This window comes from Pseudomonas oryzae, assembly GCF_900104805.1.
In the GTDB taxonomy this organism is placed as follows: domain Bacteria; phylum Pseudomonadota; class Gammaproteobacteria; order Pseudomonadales; family Pseudomonadaceae; genus Geopseudomonas; species Geopseudomonas oryzae.
This window is the reverse complement of sequence record NZ_LT629751.1, coordinates 3,205,009-3,221,617: the sequence shown is the minus strand read 5'-3', so window position 1 is coordinate 3,221,617 and position 16,609 is coordinate 3,205,009. Positions and strand designations below refer to the sequence as shown.

The window sequence follows — 16,609 nt, the reverse complement described above, 5'->3', positions numbered from 1 at the left end:
CATGCTGACCCTGTATCCGGAGATCAAACCCTACGCGCGCCATCAGCTGGCGGTGGATCATCCGCACGAGCTGTACGTCGACGAGAGCGGCACGCCGGACGGCCTGCCGGTGCTGTTCGTCCACGGCGGCCCGGGGGCCGGCTGCGACGCGGCGAGCCGGCGCTGGTTCGATCCCACCGTGTACCGCATCGTCACCTTCGACCAGCGCGGCTGCGGCCGTTCGACCCCGCACGCCAGCCTGGAGTGCAACACTACCTGGGACCTGGTGGCGGACATGGAGCGCATCCGCGAGCACCTCGGCATCGACAAGTGGGTGCTGTTCGGCGGCTCCTGGGGCTCGACCCTGTCGCTGGCCTACGCGCAGACCTATCCGGAACGGGTGCACGCGCTGATCCTGCGCGGCATCTTCCTGTGTCGTCCGCAGGAGATCCAGTGGTTCTACCAGGAAGGCGCCAGCCGCCTGTTCCCCGACTACTGGGAGGACTACCTGGCGCCGATCCCGGCCGAGGAGCGCCACGACCTGGTCGCCGCCTTCTACCGCCGCCTCACCGGCAGCGACCAGATCGCGCAGATGCACGCGGCCAAGTCCTGGTCGATCTGGGAAGGGCGCACCGCCACCCTGCGGCCCAACGGCCAGGTGATCGAGCGCTTCTCCGAGCCGCAGCGCGCGCTGTCGATCGCCCGCATCGAGTGCCACTACTTCATCAACAACGCCTTCCTCGAAGACAACCAGCTGCTGCGTGACATGCACAAGATCGCCCACATCCCCGGGGTGATCGTGCACGGCCGCTACGACGTGGTCTGCCCGCTGGACAACGCCTGGGCGCTGCACCAGGCCTGGCCGAACAGCGAGCTGTCGATCATCCGCGACGCCGGCCACGCCGCCGGCGAGCTGGGCATCACCGACGCGCTGGTGCGCGCCACCGGCCAGGTGGCCAAGCGCCTGCTCGACCTGCCGGACGGCGAGGCATGAAGGCGCTGTTGCAACGGGTGCGCGGCGCCCGCGTCGAGGTGGCCGGCGAGGTGGTCGGCGCCATCGATGGCGGACTGCTGGTGCTGGTCGGCGTCGAGCCGCAGGACAGCGAGGCCAGCGCCGACAAGCTGCTGCACAAGCTGCTCAACTACCGAGTGTTCAGTGATGCGGCCGGCAAGATGAACCTGTCGCTCAAGGATGTCGGTGGCGGACTGCTGTTGGTCTCGCAGTTCACCCTGGCCGCCGATACCCGCAGCGGCATGCGCCCGAGCTTCTCCAGCGCCGCCCCGCCGGCGCAGGGCGCGGCGCTGTTCGACTACCTGCTGGCGCGCGCCCGCGAGCAGCATCCGCAGGTGGCCAGCGGGCGCTTCGGCGCCGAGATGCAGGTGCACCTGGTCAACGACGGACCGGTGACCTTCCTGCTCGAGGTGTGACCTTCTGCGGCGGGTTGTCGCAGGAATCGCTTGAGGCGACGGGCAGCGCCCTCTATGGTGTGGCTTCCACCACTGCGCAGGAAGCCAGCCCATGACCTCTCAGGGACAACGCATGAAGGTGCTCGGCGCGGGCATCTTCAGCCTGCTCCTCGCCATGGGCATCGCCCGCTTCGCCTACACCCCGCTGCTGCCGCTGATGCAGGCCGAGGCCGGTCTCGGCCTGGCCGAGGGCGGCTGGCTGGCCGCGTTCAACTACGCCGGCTATCTGGCCGGCGCCCTGCTCGCCTCGCTGATCAGCGACCTGGTGCTCAAGGATCGCCTGTACCGTGTCGGCATGCTGCTGGCGGTGCTCAGTACCCTGGCGATGGGGCTGACCACCGACTTCGTCCTGTGGGCCGTGGCGCGCTTCGTCGCCGGCCTGAGCACGGCGGCCAGCATGCTGCTGGGCACCGGGCTGATCCTCAACTGGCTGATCCGCAACAACCTGCGCAGCGAACTGGGCATCCACTTCTCCGGCGTCGGCCTCGGCATCGTCGGCTGCTCCGTGGCGGTGGCGCTGCTGGACCAGTGGCTGGACTGGCGCGGCCAGTGGCTGGTCCTCGGCGCGCTGGGCGGCCTGCTGCTGGTGCCCGCGCTGGCCTGGCTGCCCAGGCCCGATCCCAGCCCGCTGACCAGCAGCGGCCAGCCGATGCCCGACAATCCGCCGAGCCGGCTGTTCCTGCGCGTGTTCATGGCCGCCTACTTCTGCGCCGGGATCGGCTACGTGGTCAGCGCCACCTTCATCGTCGCCATCGTCGACCAGTTGCCCGGGCTGGACGGCCTCGGTGGCTGGAGCTTCCTGGCCATCGGCGTGGCCTCGGCGCCGGCGTGCATCGTCTGGGACCTGATCGCCCGCCGTACCGGCGAACTCAACGCGCTGATCCTTTCGGCGGTGCTGCAGGTGGTGGGCATCCTGCTGCCGCTGTCCGGCGGGCCGTGGGGTGCGCTGGCCGGGGCGCTGCTGTTCGGCGGCACCTTCGTCGGCATGGTCAGCCTGGTGCTGACCATGGCCGGGCGCTACTACCCGAGCCGGCCGGCGAAGATGATGGGCAAGATGACCCTGTCCTACGGCGCGGCGCAGATCATCGGCCCGGCGGTGACCGGCTGGCTGGCGGCCAGCCTGGGCAGCTATGCCGGCGGGCTGTACCTCGCCGCCGCGCTGATGGTGCTCGGTACGGCGCTGCTGCTGCTGCTCAAGGCGGTCGAGCGGCGCGACCGGCAGGCGCAGGCGGTGCTTGCCGCGGCCTGCTGAGCGGTTGGGGAAGGCCGAAGCAGCTGACCCGGCGGCGGAAGCCGCCGGGCGCGTTTGCCGCCCGCGGGCTCAGAACAGCCGGGCGAGCAGCACGGGCACGGCGGTTTCCACGCGCAGGATGCGCTCGCCGAGCTGCACCGCCTGCAGCCCCGCTTCCTGCAGCTTCTCCACCTCGTAGGGGATCCAGCCGCCCTCCGGGCCGATGGCCAGGGTCACCGGCGCATCCACCAGGCGCGGACAGTCCGGGTGGTCGCCGGGATGGCCGACCAGGCCGAGCGTGCCGGCGGCCAGTTGTGGCAGGCGGTCCTCGACGAACGGTTTGAAGCGCTTCTCGATGACGACTTCCGGCAGCACGGTGTCGCGCGCCTGCTCGAGGCCGAGGATCAGCTGTTCGCGGATCGCCTCGGGGCTGAGGAAGGGGGTCTGCCAGAAGCTCTTTTCCACCCGGTAGCTGTTGAGCAGCACCAGGCGCGGCACGCCCATGCTGGCCACGGTCTGCAGCACGCGCTTGAGCATCTTCGGTCGCGGCAGGGCGAGCAGCAGGGTGACCGGCAGCTTGGCCGGCGGGTTCTGCTCGAGGGTTTCCACGGCGATTTCCGCCGCCTCGGCGTCGAGGCGCAGGATGCGCCCCGCGCCCATCGCACCGCCGAGGCGGCCGACGCGCAGGACATCGCCGCTCTCCGCCCGGTGCACCTCGTGCAGGTGCGCCAGGCGCCGACCGCGCAGCAGCGCGCGGCCTTCGGCGACGAAGTCGCCGTCCTCCAGCAGCAGCAGGTTCACGGCTGTGGCGCCGGCGGCTGGTCGTCGTCGCGGGTGGCGAGGGCGGTGCCGGCCTCGGCGGGCGCTGCGCTGTCCTCGGCCTGCGGCTTGCGCACCATGGCGCCGAAGAACACTCCGGACTCGAACAGCAGCCACATCGGCACCGCCAGCAGGGTCTGCGAGAACACGTCCGGCGGGGTGAGGAACATGCCGACCACGAAGCAGCCGACGATCACGTAGGGGCGGCTGCGGCGCAGGGTGGCGACGTCGATCAGGCCGATCCAGATCACCAGGAAGGTCGCCACCGGGATCTCGAAGGCCACGCCGAAGGCGAAGAACAGGGTGAGGACGAAGTCGAGGTACTGGCCGATGTCGGTCATCATCGCCACGCCTTCCGGCGTCACGCTGGCGAAGAAGCCGAACATGATCGGGAACACCACGAAGTAGGCGAAGGCCATGCCGGCGTAGAACAGCAGGATGCTGGAGACCAGCAGCGGTACGGCGATGCGCTTCTCGTGCTGGTACAGGCCGGGGGCGATGAAGCCCCAGATCTGCTGGAGGATCACCGGGATGGCGAGGAACAGCGACACCACCAGGGTCAGCTTGAACGGGGTGAGGAACGGCGAGGCCACCCCGGTGGCGATCATGGTCGCGCCTTCCGGCAGGTAGGCACGCAGCGGCGCGGCGACCAGCGCGTAGATGTCCTGGGCGAAGTAGAACAGCCCGGCGAAGATCAGCAGCACGGTCACCACGCAGCGCAGGATGCGGTTGCGCAGCTCGGTGAGATGGGCGATCAGGGGCATTTCCTGATCGTCATGGGCGGACGGTTGGCTCATGTCGGGCGCGGTGGCTCAGTGGGCGTCGCCGGCTGGCCCGCGGGCTGGGCGGCGGTGGGGGAGGCCTCGCCGCTGGCGGGCGTGTGGGCGGCGCCCTGCTGCGCGGGGAGCGCGTTCAGGCGGCTGTTGGCGGCGATGGGCGCACTGGCCTGCTCGGCGGTCGGCAGCGCAGGCGCTGCCGTGGCGCCGGAGACCGGCGCACTAGCGTCGCCAGGCGCTGCAGCCTGGCCCGCAGCCTGCTGCTGGCGCTCGCGCTCGAGGATCTGCTCGTTGTGCAGCTGCAGACGGATCTGGTCGGCGCCGATCTCGCGCTCGACCTCGGTCTTGATCGCGGCGAAGCTGCGCTTCAGGCGGCCGACCCACAGCCCTGCGGTGCGCGCGGCGCCCGGCAGGCGCTCGGGGCCGAGCACCACCAGGGCCACCAGGGCCACCAGCAGCAGTTCGGAAAAGCCTACGTCGAACATGATTCAGCCAAGCTCCAGCACCCGCGGGTGCGTCAGTCCTTCTTCGCCGGTTCGTCGACCTTGCGCACTTCGCCCTGGATGGTGTGGCCCTTGGGCTCGTCCACCTGCGGCTTGGCGGGTTCTTCCTCGCCGGCGTTCACCGACTTGCGAAAGCCCTTGATGGCCTCGCCGACGTCCGAGCCGAGCGTCTTGAGGCGCTTGGTGCCGAACAGCATGACCACGATGAGCAGGATGATCAGGAGTTGCCAGATGCTGATGCCGCCGAGTCCCATGATGGAATCTCCGAGTAGGTTGAAATCAGGATTGCGAACGGGCGGCCTTCTCGGCGTGCCCGGAGAGGCCGAAGCGGCGGTCCAGCTCGTCGAGCACCGCCTGCGGATGCTGGCCGAGGGCGGCCAGCATGACCAGGGAGTGGAACCACAGGTCGGCGGTCTCGTAGATCAGGTCGCTGCAGTCGCCGCTCTGCGCGGCGTCCTTGGCGGCGAGGATGGTTTCCACCGATTCCTCGCCGACTTTCTCCAGAATCTTGTTCAGGCCCTTGTGGTACAGGCTGGCCACGTAGGAACTGTCCGGGGCGGCGTTCTTGCGCGCCTCCAGCACCTCGGCCAGGCGGGCGAGGGTGTCGTTGCTGCTCTGCTCACTCATGGCTGTGGCCCTTGTGCTCGTAGATGGCGTGCGGATCCTTGAGGACGGCGTCGACGGTCTGCCACGCGCCGTCCTGGTAGACGCGGTAGAAGCAGCTCTCGCGCCCGGTGTGGCAGGCGATGCCGCCGAGCTGCTCGACCTGCAGGACGATGACGTCGGCGTCGCAGTCCAGGCGCAGCTCGTGCAACTGCTGCACGTGGCCGGACTCCTCGCCCTTGCGCCACAGCTTGCCACGCGAGCGTGACCAGTAGATGGCGCGGCCCTCGTCGACGGTCAGCTGCAGGGATTCGCGGTTCATCCAGGCCATCATCAGGATGCGTCCGGTCTTGTGGTCCTGGGCAATCGCCGGGACCAGTCCGTCGGCGTTCCAGTGAATTTCGTCCAGCCAGTTGCTCATTGCGTGTTCGCTTGTCCGGGGCGCGCTGGGCGCCGGTTCACAATTCGGTCAGTTTGCCAGTGCCGCCGCGTGCTGGCTATCGGCGCAGGACCAGGTACAGGCCGCCGGCGAGCATCGCCCAGGTCGGCCAGGTTGCCATGCTTGGTGCCAGGCCCTGGCTGGCGGCGCCGAGCAGCAGCACGGCGCCGAGCAGGCGCTCCAGCCAGGCGCTGCGTGCCGGCGCGGCGGTCGCCCCGCCCTGGCCGAGGCGCTCCAGCGCCGCGCGGGTCTTCTTCGCCAGCTGCGGCACCTGCTCGGCCTGGGTCTGCAGGTTGCGCAGCAGCTGCAGCGGGCTCATGCGCTGGCGCATCCAGCGTTCGAGGAACGGCTTGGCGGTGCTCCACAGGTCGAGGTCCGGGTACAGCTGGCGGCCGAGGCCCTCGATGTTGAGCAGGGTCTTCTGCAGCAGCACCAGCTGCGGCTGCACCTCCATGTTGAAGCGCCGCGCGGTCTGGAACAGGCGCAGCAGCACCTGGCCGAAGGAGATGTCCTTGAGCGGCTTCTCGAACACCGGCTCGCACACGGTGCGGATCGCCGCCTCGAAGTCGTTGACCGGGGTGTCGGCCGGCACCCAGCCGGAATCGATGTGCAGCTGCGCCACCTTGCGGTAGTCGCGCTTGAAGAAGGCCAGCAGGTTGCGCGCCAGGTAGTCCTGGTCCTCGGGGGTGAGGCTGCCGATGATCCCGCAGTCGATGGCGATGTACTGCGGATCGTGCGGCGTGCGGGTGCTGACGAAGATGTTTCCGGGGTGCATGTCGGCGTGGAAGAAGCTGTCGCGGAATACCTGGGTGAAGAAGATCTCCACGCCGCGCTCGGCCAGTTTCTTCATGTCGGTGTGCTGGTCGCGCAGGGCGGCCAGGTCGGTCACCGGGATGCCGTAGATGCGTTCCATGACCAGTACCTTGGGCCGGCACCAGTCCCAGTACACCTGCGGCACGTAGAGCAGCGGCGAGCCGTCGAAGTTGCGCCGCAGCTGGCTGCCGTTGGCCGCTTCGCGCAGCAGGTCGAGCTCGTCGAAGATGGTCTTCTCGTAGTCGCCGACCACCTCCACCGGACGCAGGCGGCGCGCGTCGGCGGAGGCGCGCTCGGCCACCTTGGCGAGGAGGAACAGCCAGGCCATGTCCTGGCGGATCACCGGCTCGAGGCCCGGGCGCACCACCTTGACCACCACGTCCTCGCCGCTCCTGAGCTGGGCGGCGTGCACCTGGGCTACAGAGGCCGAGGCCAGCGGCTGGTGCTCGAAGCGGCTGAACACCTGCTCGAGCGGTGCGCCGAGCTGCTGCTCGATCAGCGCCACCGCCTGTTCGGGCGGGAAGGGCGGCACCCGGTCCTGCAGGCGCGCCAGCTCGTCGGCGATGTCGGCGGGCAGCAGGTCGCGGCGGGTGGACAGCAGCTGGCCGAACTTGATGAACACCGGGCCGAGGTCTTCCAGGCTACGGCGCAGACGCTCGCCGCGCGACATGGCGAGCGGTGCGCGCGGCAGCCAGTGCCAGGGCGCGGCGCGCAGCAGGGCGCGCAGCCACCAGGGCAGCGGCAGGTCGAGCAGCAGGTCGTCCAGACGGTAGCGGACGGCGACCCGCTGGATGCGGATCAGGCGGCGCAGGGCGAGCAGCTTCATGCGGTCATTCGCTTTCCAGGCGGCGGGCAAGGCGCTCGCTGCGCGCCTCGAGGCGGTCGAGGGCGAGCTTGAGCTCGTCCAGGGCGGTGAACTGCGCTTCGGCCTCGTGACGGCCGACCACGCTGCGCGCTTCCTCGGCCAGCCAGTCGGCCAGGTTCAGGCGCAGGCTGCCCAGGGCATCGCTGCCCCAGGCGCCGGCGGACTGCAGCGGGCGGGCCAGCGCCACGGCGCCCAGTGGGCCGAGCCAGTCGGCCAGCGCGCCTTCCCAGTCCAGTTCGAGGTCCTGGAGGATCGCGGCCAGATCGAGCAGGCAGCCGCTGTGACCGTCCAGCTCGACGTCGGCGGCGTGCAGCACGGCGGTCTTGTCGCGGCGCATGGCCAGCTGCAGCAGGCGGCTGGCCGGAGCGCGCAGGGTGCAGTCGGCTTCGGCGGCCCAGTGGCCGGCCAGGCGCAGGCCGTCGGCGCCGGGCAGCAGGTACAGGCGCAGCGCCGGGGCGGTGCAGTCGACGGCGATCACCCGGCCTTCCAGCGCGGCCAGTCGCGGGCCGGCGGTGGCGTCCAGCGCCAGCACGCGGTTGAGGCCGGCCTCGACGCCGGCGAGCAGCGCGGTGGTGAGCATCAGGGCTTGATGCCGCGGTGCAGGGCGACGATGCCGCCGGTCATGTTGTGGTAGGTGACCAGGTCGAAGCCGGCGTCGACCATCATGCCCTTGAGGGTTTCCTGGTCGGGGTGCATGCGGATCGACTCGGCCAGGTAGCGGTAGCTGTCGGCGTCGTTGGTGATCAGCTTGCCGGCCAGCGGCATGAAGGCGAACGAGTAGGCGTCGTAGGCCTTGCCGAGCAGGGCATTGGCCGGCTTGGAGAATTCCAGCACCAGCAGGCGACCGCCCGGCTTGAGCACGCGCAGCATGGAGCGCAGGGCGTCTTCCTTGTGGGTGACGTTGCGCAGGCCGAAGGCGATGGTGACCACGTCGAAGTGGTTGTCGGGGAACGGCAGCTTCTCGGCGTCGGCCTGGACGAACTTGACGTTGCCGGCCACGCCGCAGTCGAGCAGCTTGTCGCGGCCGACCTTGAGCATCGAGTCGTTGATGTCGGCGAGCACCACCTCGCCGCTCGGGCCGACCAGGCGGGCGAACTGGCGGGTCAGGTCGCCGGTGCCGCCGGCGATGTCGAGCACGCGGTTGCCCGGACGCACGCCGGACAGCTCGATGGTGAAGCGCTTCCACAGGCGGTGCATGCCGCCGGAGAGCACGTCGTTCATCAGGTCGTACTTGGCCGCCACCGAGTGGAACACCTCGGCTACCTTCTTCGCCTTCTGGCTTTCCGGCACGCTCTGGTAACCGAAGTGGGTGGAGGGCTCGGCGGAGTCGGGCTTGCGCGGATCGCTCATGTCGCAGTCACCTGAAAAAATGTGGCGGCCATTCTAATCGCCGCGCCGGGCTTTGTCTTGAAGCTGCCTGCCGGGGGCTGTGGCAGTTTGTCTCGGCGCTGCTGGAGTGCGGTGCGCACGGCGCCCCCCTGCAGCGCGAGCCTGCGTCTGGTACGCCGTGCGCACCAGACGGCCATTCACAGCATCAGTTTGACCACGGATTCGTCCGGGTCGCGCGACTTGCCGGCAGCGGCCAGCGCGGCCAGGTAGTCGGCCCACAGCTGCTCCTGGCGGGTGGCCAGTTCGTACAGGTAGTCCCAGGTGAACAGGCCGCTGTCGTGGCCGTCGTCGAACACCAGCTTGAGGGCGTACTGGCCGGCCGGCTCGGCGCCCCTGAAGCCGACGTTGAGCTTGCCGTACTGCAGGATGGGGTTGCCGTGGCCCTGCACCTCGGCCGAGGGCGAGTGCACGCGGAGGAACTCGGCGCTGAGGCTGTAGCGCTGGTCGCCGTAGTGCAGCTCGAGGGTCTTCGAGGCCTTGTGCAGCTGGATGGCGGTGGGGATGGGCATGGCGGCATTCTCTGCGGATTGGTCGTAGGGTGCGCCATGCGCACCGTGGCAAGGCATGGTGCGCATGGCGCACCCTACGCCGAGTCAGCGGCGGGGTGGGCAGGCGTGCCGCGTTGCCCCCCCCAGCGTCTGCTTACAGGATATAGCCCGTAGGGTGGACAACTCGCGCAGCGATTGTCCACCACTCAGGCCACAGTGCGTGGTGGCGGTAGGAAACCGCTGCGCGGGTTTCCTACCCTACGGCCATGCCGGCCACCCCGGGTTACAGGATATAGCGCGACAGATCCTCGTCCTGTGCCAGTTCGCCGAGGTGGCCGTTGACGTAGGCGGCGTCGATCACGATCGGTCGGCCGCTGTGGTCGGCGGCCAGGTCACCGGCGCTGAACGACACTTCCTCGAGCAGGCGCTCGAGCAGGGTGTGCAGGCGGCGGGCGCCGATGTTCTCGGTCTTCTCGTTGACCTGCCAGGCGATCTCGGCCAGGCGCTGGATGCCGTCGGCGGCGAAGGCGATGTCCAGCCCTTCGGTCTTCATCAGCGCGCAGTACTGCTCGGTCAGCGAGGCGTGCGGCTCGGTGAGGATGCGCTCGAAGTCCTGCGGGCTGAGTGCCTTGAGTTCGACGCGGATCGGCAGGCGCCCCTGCAGCTCGGGCACCAGGTCGCTGGGCTTGGCCAGGTGGAAGGCGCCGGAGGCGATGAACAGGATATGGTCGGTCTTGACCATGCCCAGCTTGGTGTTGACCGTGCAGCCCTCGATCAGCGGCAGCAGGTCGCGCTGCACGCCTTCGCGGGACACGTCGGCGCCGCTGACGTTGCCGCGCTTGGCGATCTTGTCGATCTCGTCGATGAACACGATGCCGTGCTGCTCGACCGCCTCGAGGGCGCGAGCCTTGAGCTCCTCCTCGTTGACCAGCGCGGCGGCTTCCTCGTCGCGGATCATCTTCAGGGCGTCCTTGACCTTGAGCTTGCGGGTCTTCTTCTTGCCCTTGCTGAGGCCGGAGAACAGGTTCTGCAGCTGGCTGGTCATCTCCTCCATGCCCGGCGGGGTCATGATCTCGACGCCGGCCGGCGTGTCGGCCACCTCGATGTCGATCTCCTTGTCGTCCAGCTGGCCTTCGCGCAGGCGCTTGCGGAACAGCTGGCGGGTGTTGGAGTCCTCGCGGGCCGGCGGCTCGTCGCCGAAGCCGGTGCGCGCCGGCGGCAGCAGGGCGTCGAGGATGCGTTCCTCGGCGGCGTCCTCGGCGCGGTAGCGCATCTTCTGCACTTCCTGCTCGCGCAGCATCTTCAGCGCGGCGTCGGCCAGATCGCGGACGATCGACTCGACGTCGCGGCCGACGTAGCCGACCTCGGTGAACTTGGTCGCCTCGACCTTGATGAACGGCGCGTTGGCCAGCTTGGCCAGGCGGCGGGCGATCTCGGTCTTGCCGACGCCGGTCGGGCCGATCATCAGGATGTTCTTCGGCGTCACCTCGGCGCGCAGCTCGGCGGGCAGCTGCATGCGCCGCCAGCGGTTGCGCAGGGCGATGGCGACGGCGCGCTTGGCGTCGTCCTGGCCGACGATGTGGCGGTTGAGTTCGTGGACGATCTCGCGGGGCGTCATGGACATGAAGGGGGCTCCGGAAGACGCGCTCACTGGGCGCAGTCTTCTTCCTCGATGGTCAGGTTCTGGTTGGTGAACACGCAGATGGAGCCGGCGATGTTCAGCGCGGTCTCGGTGATCTCGCGGGCGGACAATTCGGTCTTCTGCAGCAGGGCCATGGCCGCGGCCTGGGCGAAGCCGCCGCCGGAGCCCATGGCGATCAGGCCGTGCTCGGGTTCGACCACGTCGCCGTTGCCGGTGATGATCAGGGAAGCGTCCTTGTTGGCCACCGCCAGCATGGCTTCTAGGCGGCTCAGGCTGCGGTCGGTACGCCAGTCCTTGGCCAGTTCGACGGCGGCGCGGATCAGGTGGCCCTGATGCTTCTCCAGCTGGCCCTCGAAGCGCTCGAACAGGGTGAAGGCGTCGGCGGTGGCGCCGGCGAAGCCGGCCAGCACCTGGCCGTGGTACAGGCGGCGCACCTTCTTGGCGTTGCCTTTCATCACGGTGTTGCCGAGCGATACCTGGCCGTCGCCGCCCATGACGACTTTGCCGTTGCGGCGGACTGAAACGATGGTGGTCAAGGGAGCGATCTCCTGCAGCTGGACGGCGGGCGTCCGGGATGCGGGAGGATATGGGGCGGGCGGGCGGGGTTTTCAACCACCCGCCCGACCTTGGTCGAGACGGGCGGTCGCTGGGGGGATCAGCGGCGCTGCTGCACCACGCTGCTGACGCCGCCGGCACTCAGCTGCTTCTGCGCGGCGTCGGCCTGCGGGCGACTGGCGAACGGGCCGACCACCACGCGGTGCCAGGTCTTGTCGCCGACCTTGCCGGACTCGATGCGCGCGTCCTGGCCGAGCAGGATCAGCCGGGCGCGGGTGCTTTCCGCCTGCTCGCGGCTGGCGAAGGAGCCGGCCTGCAGGACGAAGCGGGTCGGCGCGGCGCCGGCCGGCTTGCTCGCGGCCGGCGGCGGCGTGCTGGCCGCGGCGGGTTTGGCGGTGCTGGTGGCCGAAGTGGCCGTTGCCGGAGTGCCGGCCGGCGGCTTGCTCGCCGGCTGCGCGGGCGTGGCGGCCGGAGCCGGAGCCGAAGCAGGAGTCGTGGTCGGGGCGGGCAGCAGTGGCGGCGGCGGGGTGCGGCCTTCGAGCAGGGCCTGGGCGCGTGCGGCATCCACGGCCTGGATCTGCTCCGGCGTCGGCTGGACTCCCGGCAGCGGCGGCGGGCTGGCCTTGGCCAGCTCCTCGTAGAACTCGTACTTGGGCCGCTGCGGCGCCGGCGGGGTGACCGGCTTGCTCGTGGCGCTTTCCGCCTTGCCCGCAGGCGCGCGCCTGACCTCCTCGCGGCCCGGCTCGAGCTGCGAGAGGAAGACGAAGAAGCCGCCGAGCGCTGCCCCGGCGATCAGCCAGATCCAGCCCGGCACTGGCCTGCGGGCCGGGGCGGCGCTGGTGCGGCTGGCGCCGCGCGGCTTGGCTTTCTGCTTGCGGGCGGCCATGGCTTACATGCGCTCGAGGGTGGTCAGGCCGAGCAGTTCGAGGCCCTGCTTGAGGGTGCGCCCGGTCAGCGCGGCCAGGCGCAGGCGGCTCTGCTGCACGGCCGGGTCCTCGGCGGAGAGGATCGGGCAGTTCTCGTAGAAGCTGGAGAACAGTCCGGCCAGGTCGTACAGGTAGCTGCACAGCACATGCGGCACGCCCTTGGCGCCGACGTTGTTGAGCACTTCGCCGAACTGGCCGAGCTTGGTGGCCAGCGCCTGCTCCTGCTCGGCCTGCAGGCTGATCTGCCCGCCGATCTCGTCGAAGCCCTTGCCCAGCTTGCGGAATACGCTGGCCACGCGGGTGTAGGCGTACAGCAGGTAGGGCGCGGTGTTGCCCTCGAAGCTGAGCATCAGCTCGAAGTTGAAGCTGTAGTCGCTGGTGCGGTGCTTGGACAGGTCGGCGTACTTGACCGCGCCGATGCCGACGGCGCGGGCGATGCTGCGCAGCTCGGCCTCGTCCAGCTCGGGGTTCTTGGCCTTGACCAGGGCGTAGGCGCGCTGTTCGGCCTCGTCGAGCAGGTCGACCAGCTTGACGGTGCCGCCGTCGCGGGTCTTGAACGGTCGACCGTCGGCGCCGTTCATGGTGCCGAAGCCCATGTGCTCGAGGTCCATGCCCGCGTGGACGAAGCCGGCGCGGCGCGCCACCTCGAAGGCCATCTGGAAGTGCAGGGCCTGGCGCTGGTCGACGAAGTACAGGGCGCGGTCGGCCTTGAGGGTCTGGCTGCGGTAGCGCATGGCGGCGAGGTCGGTGGTGGCGTACAGGTAGCCGCCGCCGGCCTTCTGCACGATCACCGGCAGCGGGTTGCCCTCGGCGTTCTTGAACTCTTCCATGAACACGCACTGCGCGCCTTCGCTCTCACTGAGCAGGCCCTTGGCCGCGAGGTCGGCGACGATCTGCGGCAGGTCGGCGTTGTAGGCGCTCTCGCCGCGCACGTCGGCCGGGCTCAGCTTGACGCCGAGGCGGTCGTAGACGGCCTGGCAGTGGCTCAGGGAAACGTCGTTGAAGCGCTGCCACAGGCGCAGGCACTCGGCGTCGCCGGCTTGCAGCTTGACCACCAGGGCGCGGGCGCGGTCGGCGAACTCGGCGGAGTCGTCGAAGCGCTTCTTCGCTGCACGGTAGAACTGCTCGAGGTCGGCCAGCTCGCTCTCGGCGGCGGCCGGGTTCTCCTCGAGGTAGGCCAGCAGCATGCCGAACTGGGTGCCCCAGTCGCCGACGTGGTTCTGGCGGATCACCTCGTCGCCGAGGAATTCCAGCACCCGGCCGACGGCGTCGCCGATGATGGTCGAGCGCAGGTGGCCGACGTGCATTTCTTTGGCCAGGTTGGGCGAGGACAGGTCGACCACCACGCGCTGCTGCGGACCGCTCTTGCTCACGCCGAGGCGGGCGTCTGCCAGCGCGGCCTCCAGGCGCTGGGCCAGGGCATCGCTGTTCTGGAAGAAGTTGAGGAAGCCGGGGCCGGCGATCTCCACCTTGGCGATGGCAGCATCGGCGGGCAGCGCGGCGATCAGCTTCTCGGCCAGGTCGCGCGGCTTCATGCCGGCCGGCTTGGCCAGCATCATGGCGATGTTGCTGGCGAAGTCGCCGTGGCTCTTGTCCTTGGTGTTCTCCACCTGGATCGCCGGCGTCAGCCCCGCGGGCAGCACGCCGTCGTCGGTCAGGCGGGTGAGGGCTTGCTGGATCAGGTGGCGGATGCTGTCTTTCATCGGTGTGCTCTTCAGACCAAGTGCGCGGGCGCCGGGACGCTGCTCGAAAACCGTACATTATCCGTAGCCCGCCGGGGCTTGCCAACCGCTGACAGTGTAGGGGCTGGCCGGTGGTGGCGTGTGGCGCCTGGCGCGCGGCGTGACCTGGGTCGCGCTCAGAACAGGTCGATCGGGTCGACGTCCAGCGACCAGCGCACCTGGCGGTTGCCGGGCAGGTTCTCCAGGTCGACCAGCCAGGGGCCGAGCAGGCGGTGCAGCGCCGCACGGCCGGGCGCCTGCAGCAGCAGCTGGGCGCGGTGGCGACCGGCGCGGCGCTCCATCGGCGCCGGCACCGGGCCGAGCACCTGCACGCCGCTCTCGCCGCTGTCCGCCAGGCGCTGTTCGGCGAGGTTGGCAGCCTGGTCGAGGAAGGCCTCGGCCTGCTCCGGTTGATAGGCGTCGGCGCGCAGCAGCGCCAAGTGGCTGAACGGCGGCAGTCCGGCGGCGCGGCGCTCGCTGAGCGCCTGGGCGGCGAAGGCGAAGTAGCCCTGCTCGCTGAGTTGCACCAGTAGCGGGTGGTCGGCCAGGTGGGTCTGGATCACCACCCGCCCCGGGGCTTCGGCGCGGCCGGCGCGGCCGGCGACCTGGACGATCAGCTGGGCCATGCGCTCGCTGGCGCGGAAGTCGGCGCTGAACAGGCCGCCGTCGGCGTCGAGGATGGCGACCAGGGTGACGCGCGGGAAGTGGTGGCCCTTGGCGAGCATCTGGGTACCGACCAGGATGCACGGTTCGCCGCGCTGGATGGTGGCGAACAGCTGCTCCATGGCGCCCTTGCGCGCGGTGCTGTCGCGGTCGACGCGCAGGATCGGGTGGTCGGGGAACAGGATGCGCAGGCGCTCCTCGCTGCGCTCGGTACCGACGCCCACCGGGCGCAGGTCGACGTGCTGGCACTGCGGGCAGGTGGCCGGCGGTCTCTCGCGGTGGTCGCAGTGGTGGCAGCGCAACTCGCCGGAGCGCTGGTGGACGGTCAGGCGCGCGTCGCAGCGCGGGCACTTGGCCATCCAGCCGCAGTCGTGGCACAGCAGGGTGGGGGCGAAGCCGCGGCGGTTGAGGAACACCAGTACCTGCTGGCCGGCGGTCAGGGTCTCGCCGATCAGCCGTTGCAGCGGCGGCGAGATGCCGCTGTCGAGCGGCCGGCTGCGCACGTCGAGGCATTCGAAGCGCGGTTCGCGCGCGCCGCCGGCGCGTTGGGTCAGGCGCAGCAGGGCGTAGCGGCCCTGTTCGGCGTTGTGCAGGCTTTCCAGCGAGGGGGTGGCCGAGCCCAGCAGCAGCGGCACGCGCTCCAGGCGCGCACGCATCACCGCCAGATCGCGGGCGTGATAGCGCAGGCCTTCCTGCTGTTTGTAGGAGGCGTCGTGCTCCTCGTCGACGATGATCAGGCCCGGTGACTTGAGCGGGGTGAACAGCGCCGAGCGGGTGCCGATGACGATCTGCGCATGCCCTTCGCGGGCGGCCTGCCAGGCCTCCAGGCGCTCGCGGTCGGTCAGCCCCGAGTGCAGCAGGGCGATGCGTGCGTTGAAGCGGCGGGCGAAGCGCTCGAGGGTCTGCGGACCGAGGTTGATCTCGGGGATCAGCACCAGCGCCTGCTTGCCGGCCTCGAGGGCCTCGCGGATCAGCTGCAGGTAGACCTCGGTCTTGCCGCTGCCGGTGACGCCGGCCAGCAGGCAGGGGTGGAAGCGGCCCGCGCCGGCGCGCACCGCCTCGAAGGCGCTGCGCTGCTCGGCGTTGAGCGGCAGCTCGGGCTGCAGCAGCCAGGCGCCGTGGTGCTCGGGAACGTTCGGTTGGCGGCGAATCACCTCGACCAGGCCCTTGTCGTGCAGCAGCTTGAGGCTGTCGCGCGACAGCTGGAACTGCTCGAGCATGTTCTGGTTGATGCCGTGCGGGTGCTGGGCGAGGGTGGCCAGCGCCTGGCGCTGGCGCGGCGCGCGGGCCAGGCGCGGGTCGTCGAGACGGGCGCCGGTCGCGGCCTGCCAGATGCGTTCCTCGCCGCGCTCGGCCGATTCGCCCTGGCGCAGCAGGTTGGGCAGCGCCCAGCTGTAGGTGTCGCCGAGGCTGTGCTGGTAGTAGCTGGCGGTCCAGCGGCACAGCTCGAGCAGTGCCGGCGGCAGCACCGGCTGGCGGTCGAGCAGGGCGCCGGCTTCACGCAGGCGCTCCTCGGGCACCTCGCTGTGCGCCACCGTCTCCACCAGCACGCCGACCAGCTCGCGGCGACCGAACGGCACGCGCAGGCGTACCCCGGGCTGCAACAGGGACGCATCGCAGCCAGCGGGGGCGCGATAGTCGAACAGGCGGCGCAGCGGCGAGGGCAGGGCGAGGCGCAGGATAGGCAGGGTCACGCAGAGGCTCCGCAGGCGAAGGCCGGCGATCTTAGC

18 protein-coding genes are annotated in these 16,609 nt (G+C 70.1%); 3 read left to right on the top strand and 15 right to left on the bottom strand.

Translation table 11 applies throughout. From position 1 onward, the window contains the following. The first annotated feature begins 1 nt into the window (after position 1). The 3 genes from pip to BLT78_RS14455 all read left to right on the top strand — a co-directional run bounded on the left by pip (position 2) and on the right by BLT78_RS14455 (position 2,698). On the top strand, positions 2-973 hold the full coding sequence (pip, locus tag BLT78_RS14465) for a prolyl aminopeptidase (protein ID WP_090349639.1): 972 nt from the start codon (positions 2-4) through the stop codon (positions 971-973). After that, the gene (dtd, locus tag BLT78_RS14460) at positions 970-1,407 is read left to right on the top strand and encodes a D-aminoacyl-tRNA deacylase (RefSeq protein WP_090349638.1); all 438 of its coding nucleotides are present in this window, start codon (positions 970-972) and stop codon (positions 1,405-1,407) included. Before pip ends, dtd begins: the two co-directional genes overlap by 4 nt. A 91-nt stretch (positions 1,408-1,498) precedes the next feature. Then, positions 1,499-2,698: a YbfB/YjiJ family MFS transporter gene (locus BLT78_RS14455; RefSeq protein WP_090349637.1), complete on the top strand. Its 1,200-nt coding sequence runs from the start codon at positions 1,499-1,501 to the stop codon at positions 2,696-2,698. A gap of 69 nt (positions 2,699-2,767) precedes the next feature. On the opposite strand, the gene BLT78_RS14450 is transcribed toward BLT78_RS14455, so the two are convergent. The 15 genes from BLT78_RS14450 to BLT78_RS14380 form a co-directional block, all read right to left on the bottom strand. Next, positions 2,768-3,478 carry a 16S rRNA (uracil(1498)-N(3))-methyltransferase gene (locus BLT78_RS14450; protein WP_090349636.1) on the bottom strand — a complete coding sequence of 237 codons (711 nt, stop codon included), beginning with the start codon at positions 3,476-3,478 and terminating at the stop codon, positions 2,768-2,770. Next, positions 3,475-4,293: a twin-arginine translocase subunit TatC gene (gene tatC / locus BLT78_RS14445; protein WP_090349635.1), complete on the bottom strand. Its 819-nt coding sequence runs from the start codon at positions 4,291-4,293 to the stop codon at positions 3,475-3,477. Before tatC ends, BLT78_RS14450 begins: the two co-directional genes overlap by 4 nt. Further along, positions 4,290-4,757 (bottom strand): Sec-independent protein translocase protein TatB, encoded by a 468-nt coding sequence (gene tatB / locus BLT78_RS14440; RefSeq protein ID WP_090349634.1) that lies wholly within the window; start codon positions 4,755-4,757, stop codon positions 4,290-4,292. The genes tatC and tatB overlap by 4 nt, the downstream gene beginning before the upstream one ends. A gap of 32 nt (positions 4,758-4,789) precedes the next feature. Then, a complete protein-coding gene (tatA, locus tag BLT78_RS14435; protein ID WP_090349633.1) occupies positions 4,790-5,029 on the bottom strand; it encodes a twin-arginine translocase TatA/TatE family subunit in 240 nt (79 codons plus the stop codon). Positions 5,030-5,054: 25 nt separating this feature from the next. Then, positions 5,055-5,402 (bottom strand): phosphoribosyl-ATP diphosphatase, encoded by a 348-nt coding sequence (locus BLT78_RS14430; protein ID WP_090349632.1) that lies wholly within the window; start codon positions 5,400-5,402, stop codon positions 5,055-5,057. Beyond that, entirely contained in the window at positions 5,395-5,799 is a 405-nt protein-coding gene (gene hisI, locus BLT78_RS14425; RefSeq protein WP_090349631.1) for a phosphoribosyl-AMP cyclohydrolase, read from the bottom strand. The genes BLT78_RS14430 and hisI overlap by 8 nt, the downstream gene beginning before the upstream one ends. A gap of 76 nt (positions 5,800-5,875) precedes the next feature. Beyond that, entirely contained in the window at positions 5,876-7,456 is a 1,581-nt protein-coding gene (gene ubiB, locus BLT78_RS14420; protein ID WP_090349630.1) for a ubiquinone biosynthesis regulatory protein kinase UbiB, read from the bottom strand. A gap of 4 nt (positions 7,457-7,460) precedes the next feature. Beyond that, positions 7,461-8,075, bottom strand: coding sequence for a ubiquinone biosynthesis accessory factor UbiJ (locus tag BLT78_RS14415; RefSeq protein ID WP_090349629.1), 615 nt, complete (start codon positions 8,073-8,075; stop codon positions 7,461-7,463). Further along, positions 8,075-8,845 (bottom strand): bifunctional demethylmenaquinone methyltransferase/2-methoxy-6-polyprenyl-1,4-benzoquinol methylase UbiE, encoded by a 771-nt coding sequence (ubiE, locus tag BLT78_RS14410; protein ID WP_090349628.1) that lies wholly within the window; start codon positions 8,843-8,845, stop codon positions 8,075-8,077. Before ubiE ends, BLT78_RS14415 begins: the two co-directional genes overlap by 1 nt. 176 nt (positions 8,846-9,021) lie before the next feature. Further along, positions 9,022-9,393, bottom strand: coding sequence for a gamma-butyrobetaine hydroxylase-like domain-containing protein (locus BLT78_RS14405; protein ID WP_090349627.1), 372 nt, complete (start codon positions 9,391-9,393; stop codon positions 9,022-9,024). A gap of 262 nt (positions 9,394-9,655) precedes the next feature. Next, a complete protein-coding gene (gene hslU / locus BLT78_RS14400; protein WP_090349626.1) occupies positions 9,656-10,996 on the bottom strand; it encodes an HslU--HslV peptidase ATPase subunit in 1,341 nt (446 codons plus the stop codon). A 23-nt stretch (positions 10,997-11,019) separates the two neighbouring features. After that, entirely contained in the window at positions 11,020-11,550 is a 531-nt protein-coding gene (gene hslV, locus BLT78_RS14395; protein WP_090349625.1) for an ATP-dependent protease subunit HslV, read from the bottom strand. Positions 11,551-11,669: 119 nt separating this feature from the next. Beyond that, the gene (locus BLT78_RS14390) at positions 11,670-12,455 is read right to left on the bottom strand and encodes an SPOR domain-containing protein (protein WP_090349624.1); all 786 of its coding nucleotides are present in this window, start codon (positions 12,453-12,455) and stop codon (positions 11,670-11,672) included. Between the two features lie 3 nt (positions 12,456-12,458). Next, positions 12,459-14,198, bottom strand: coding sequence for an arginine--tRNA ligase (gene argS / locus BLT78_RS14385; protein WP_090349623.1), 1,740 nt, complete (start codon positions 14,196-14,198; stop codon positions 12,459-12,461). A gap of 155 nt (positions 14,199-14,353) precedes the next feature. After that, the gene (locus BLT78_RS14380; protein ID WP_090349622.1) at positions 14,354-16,573 is read right to left on the bottom strand and encodes a primosomal protein N'; all 2,220 of its coding nucleotides are present in this window, start codon (positions 16,571-16,573) and stop codon (positions 14,354-14,356) included. Positions 16,574-16,609: the final 36 nt, after the last annotated feature.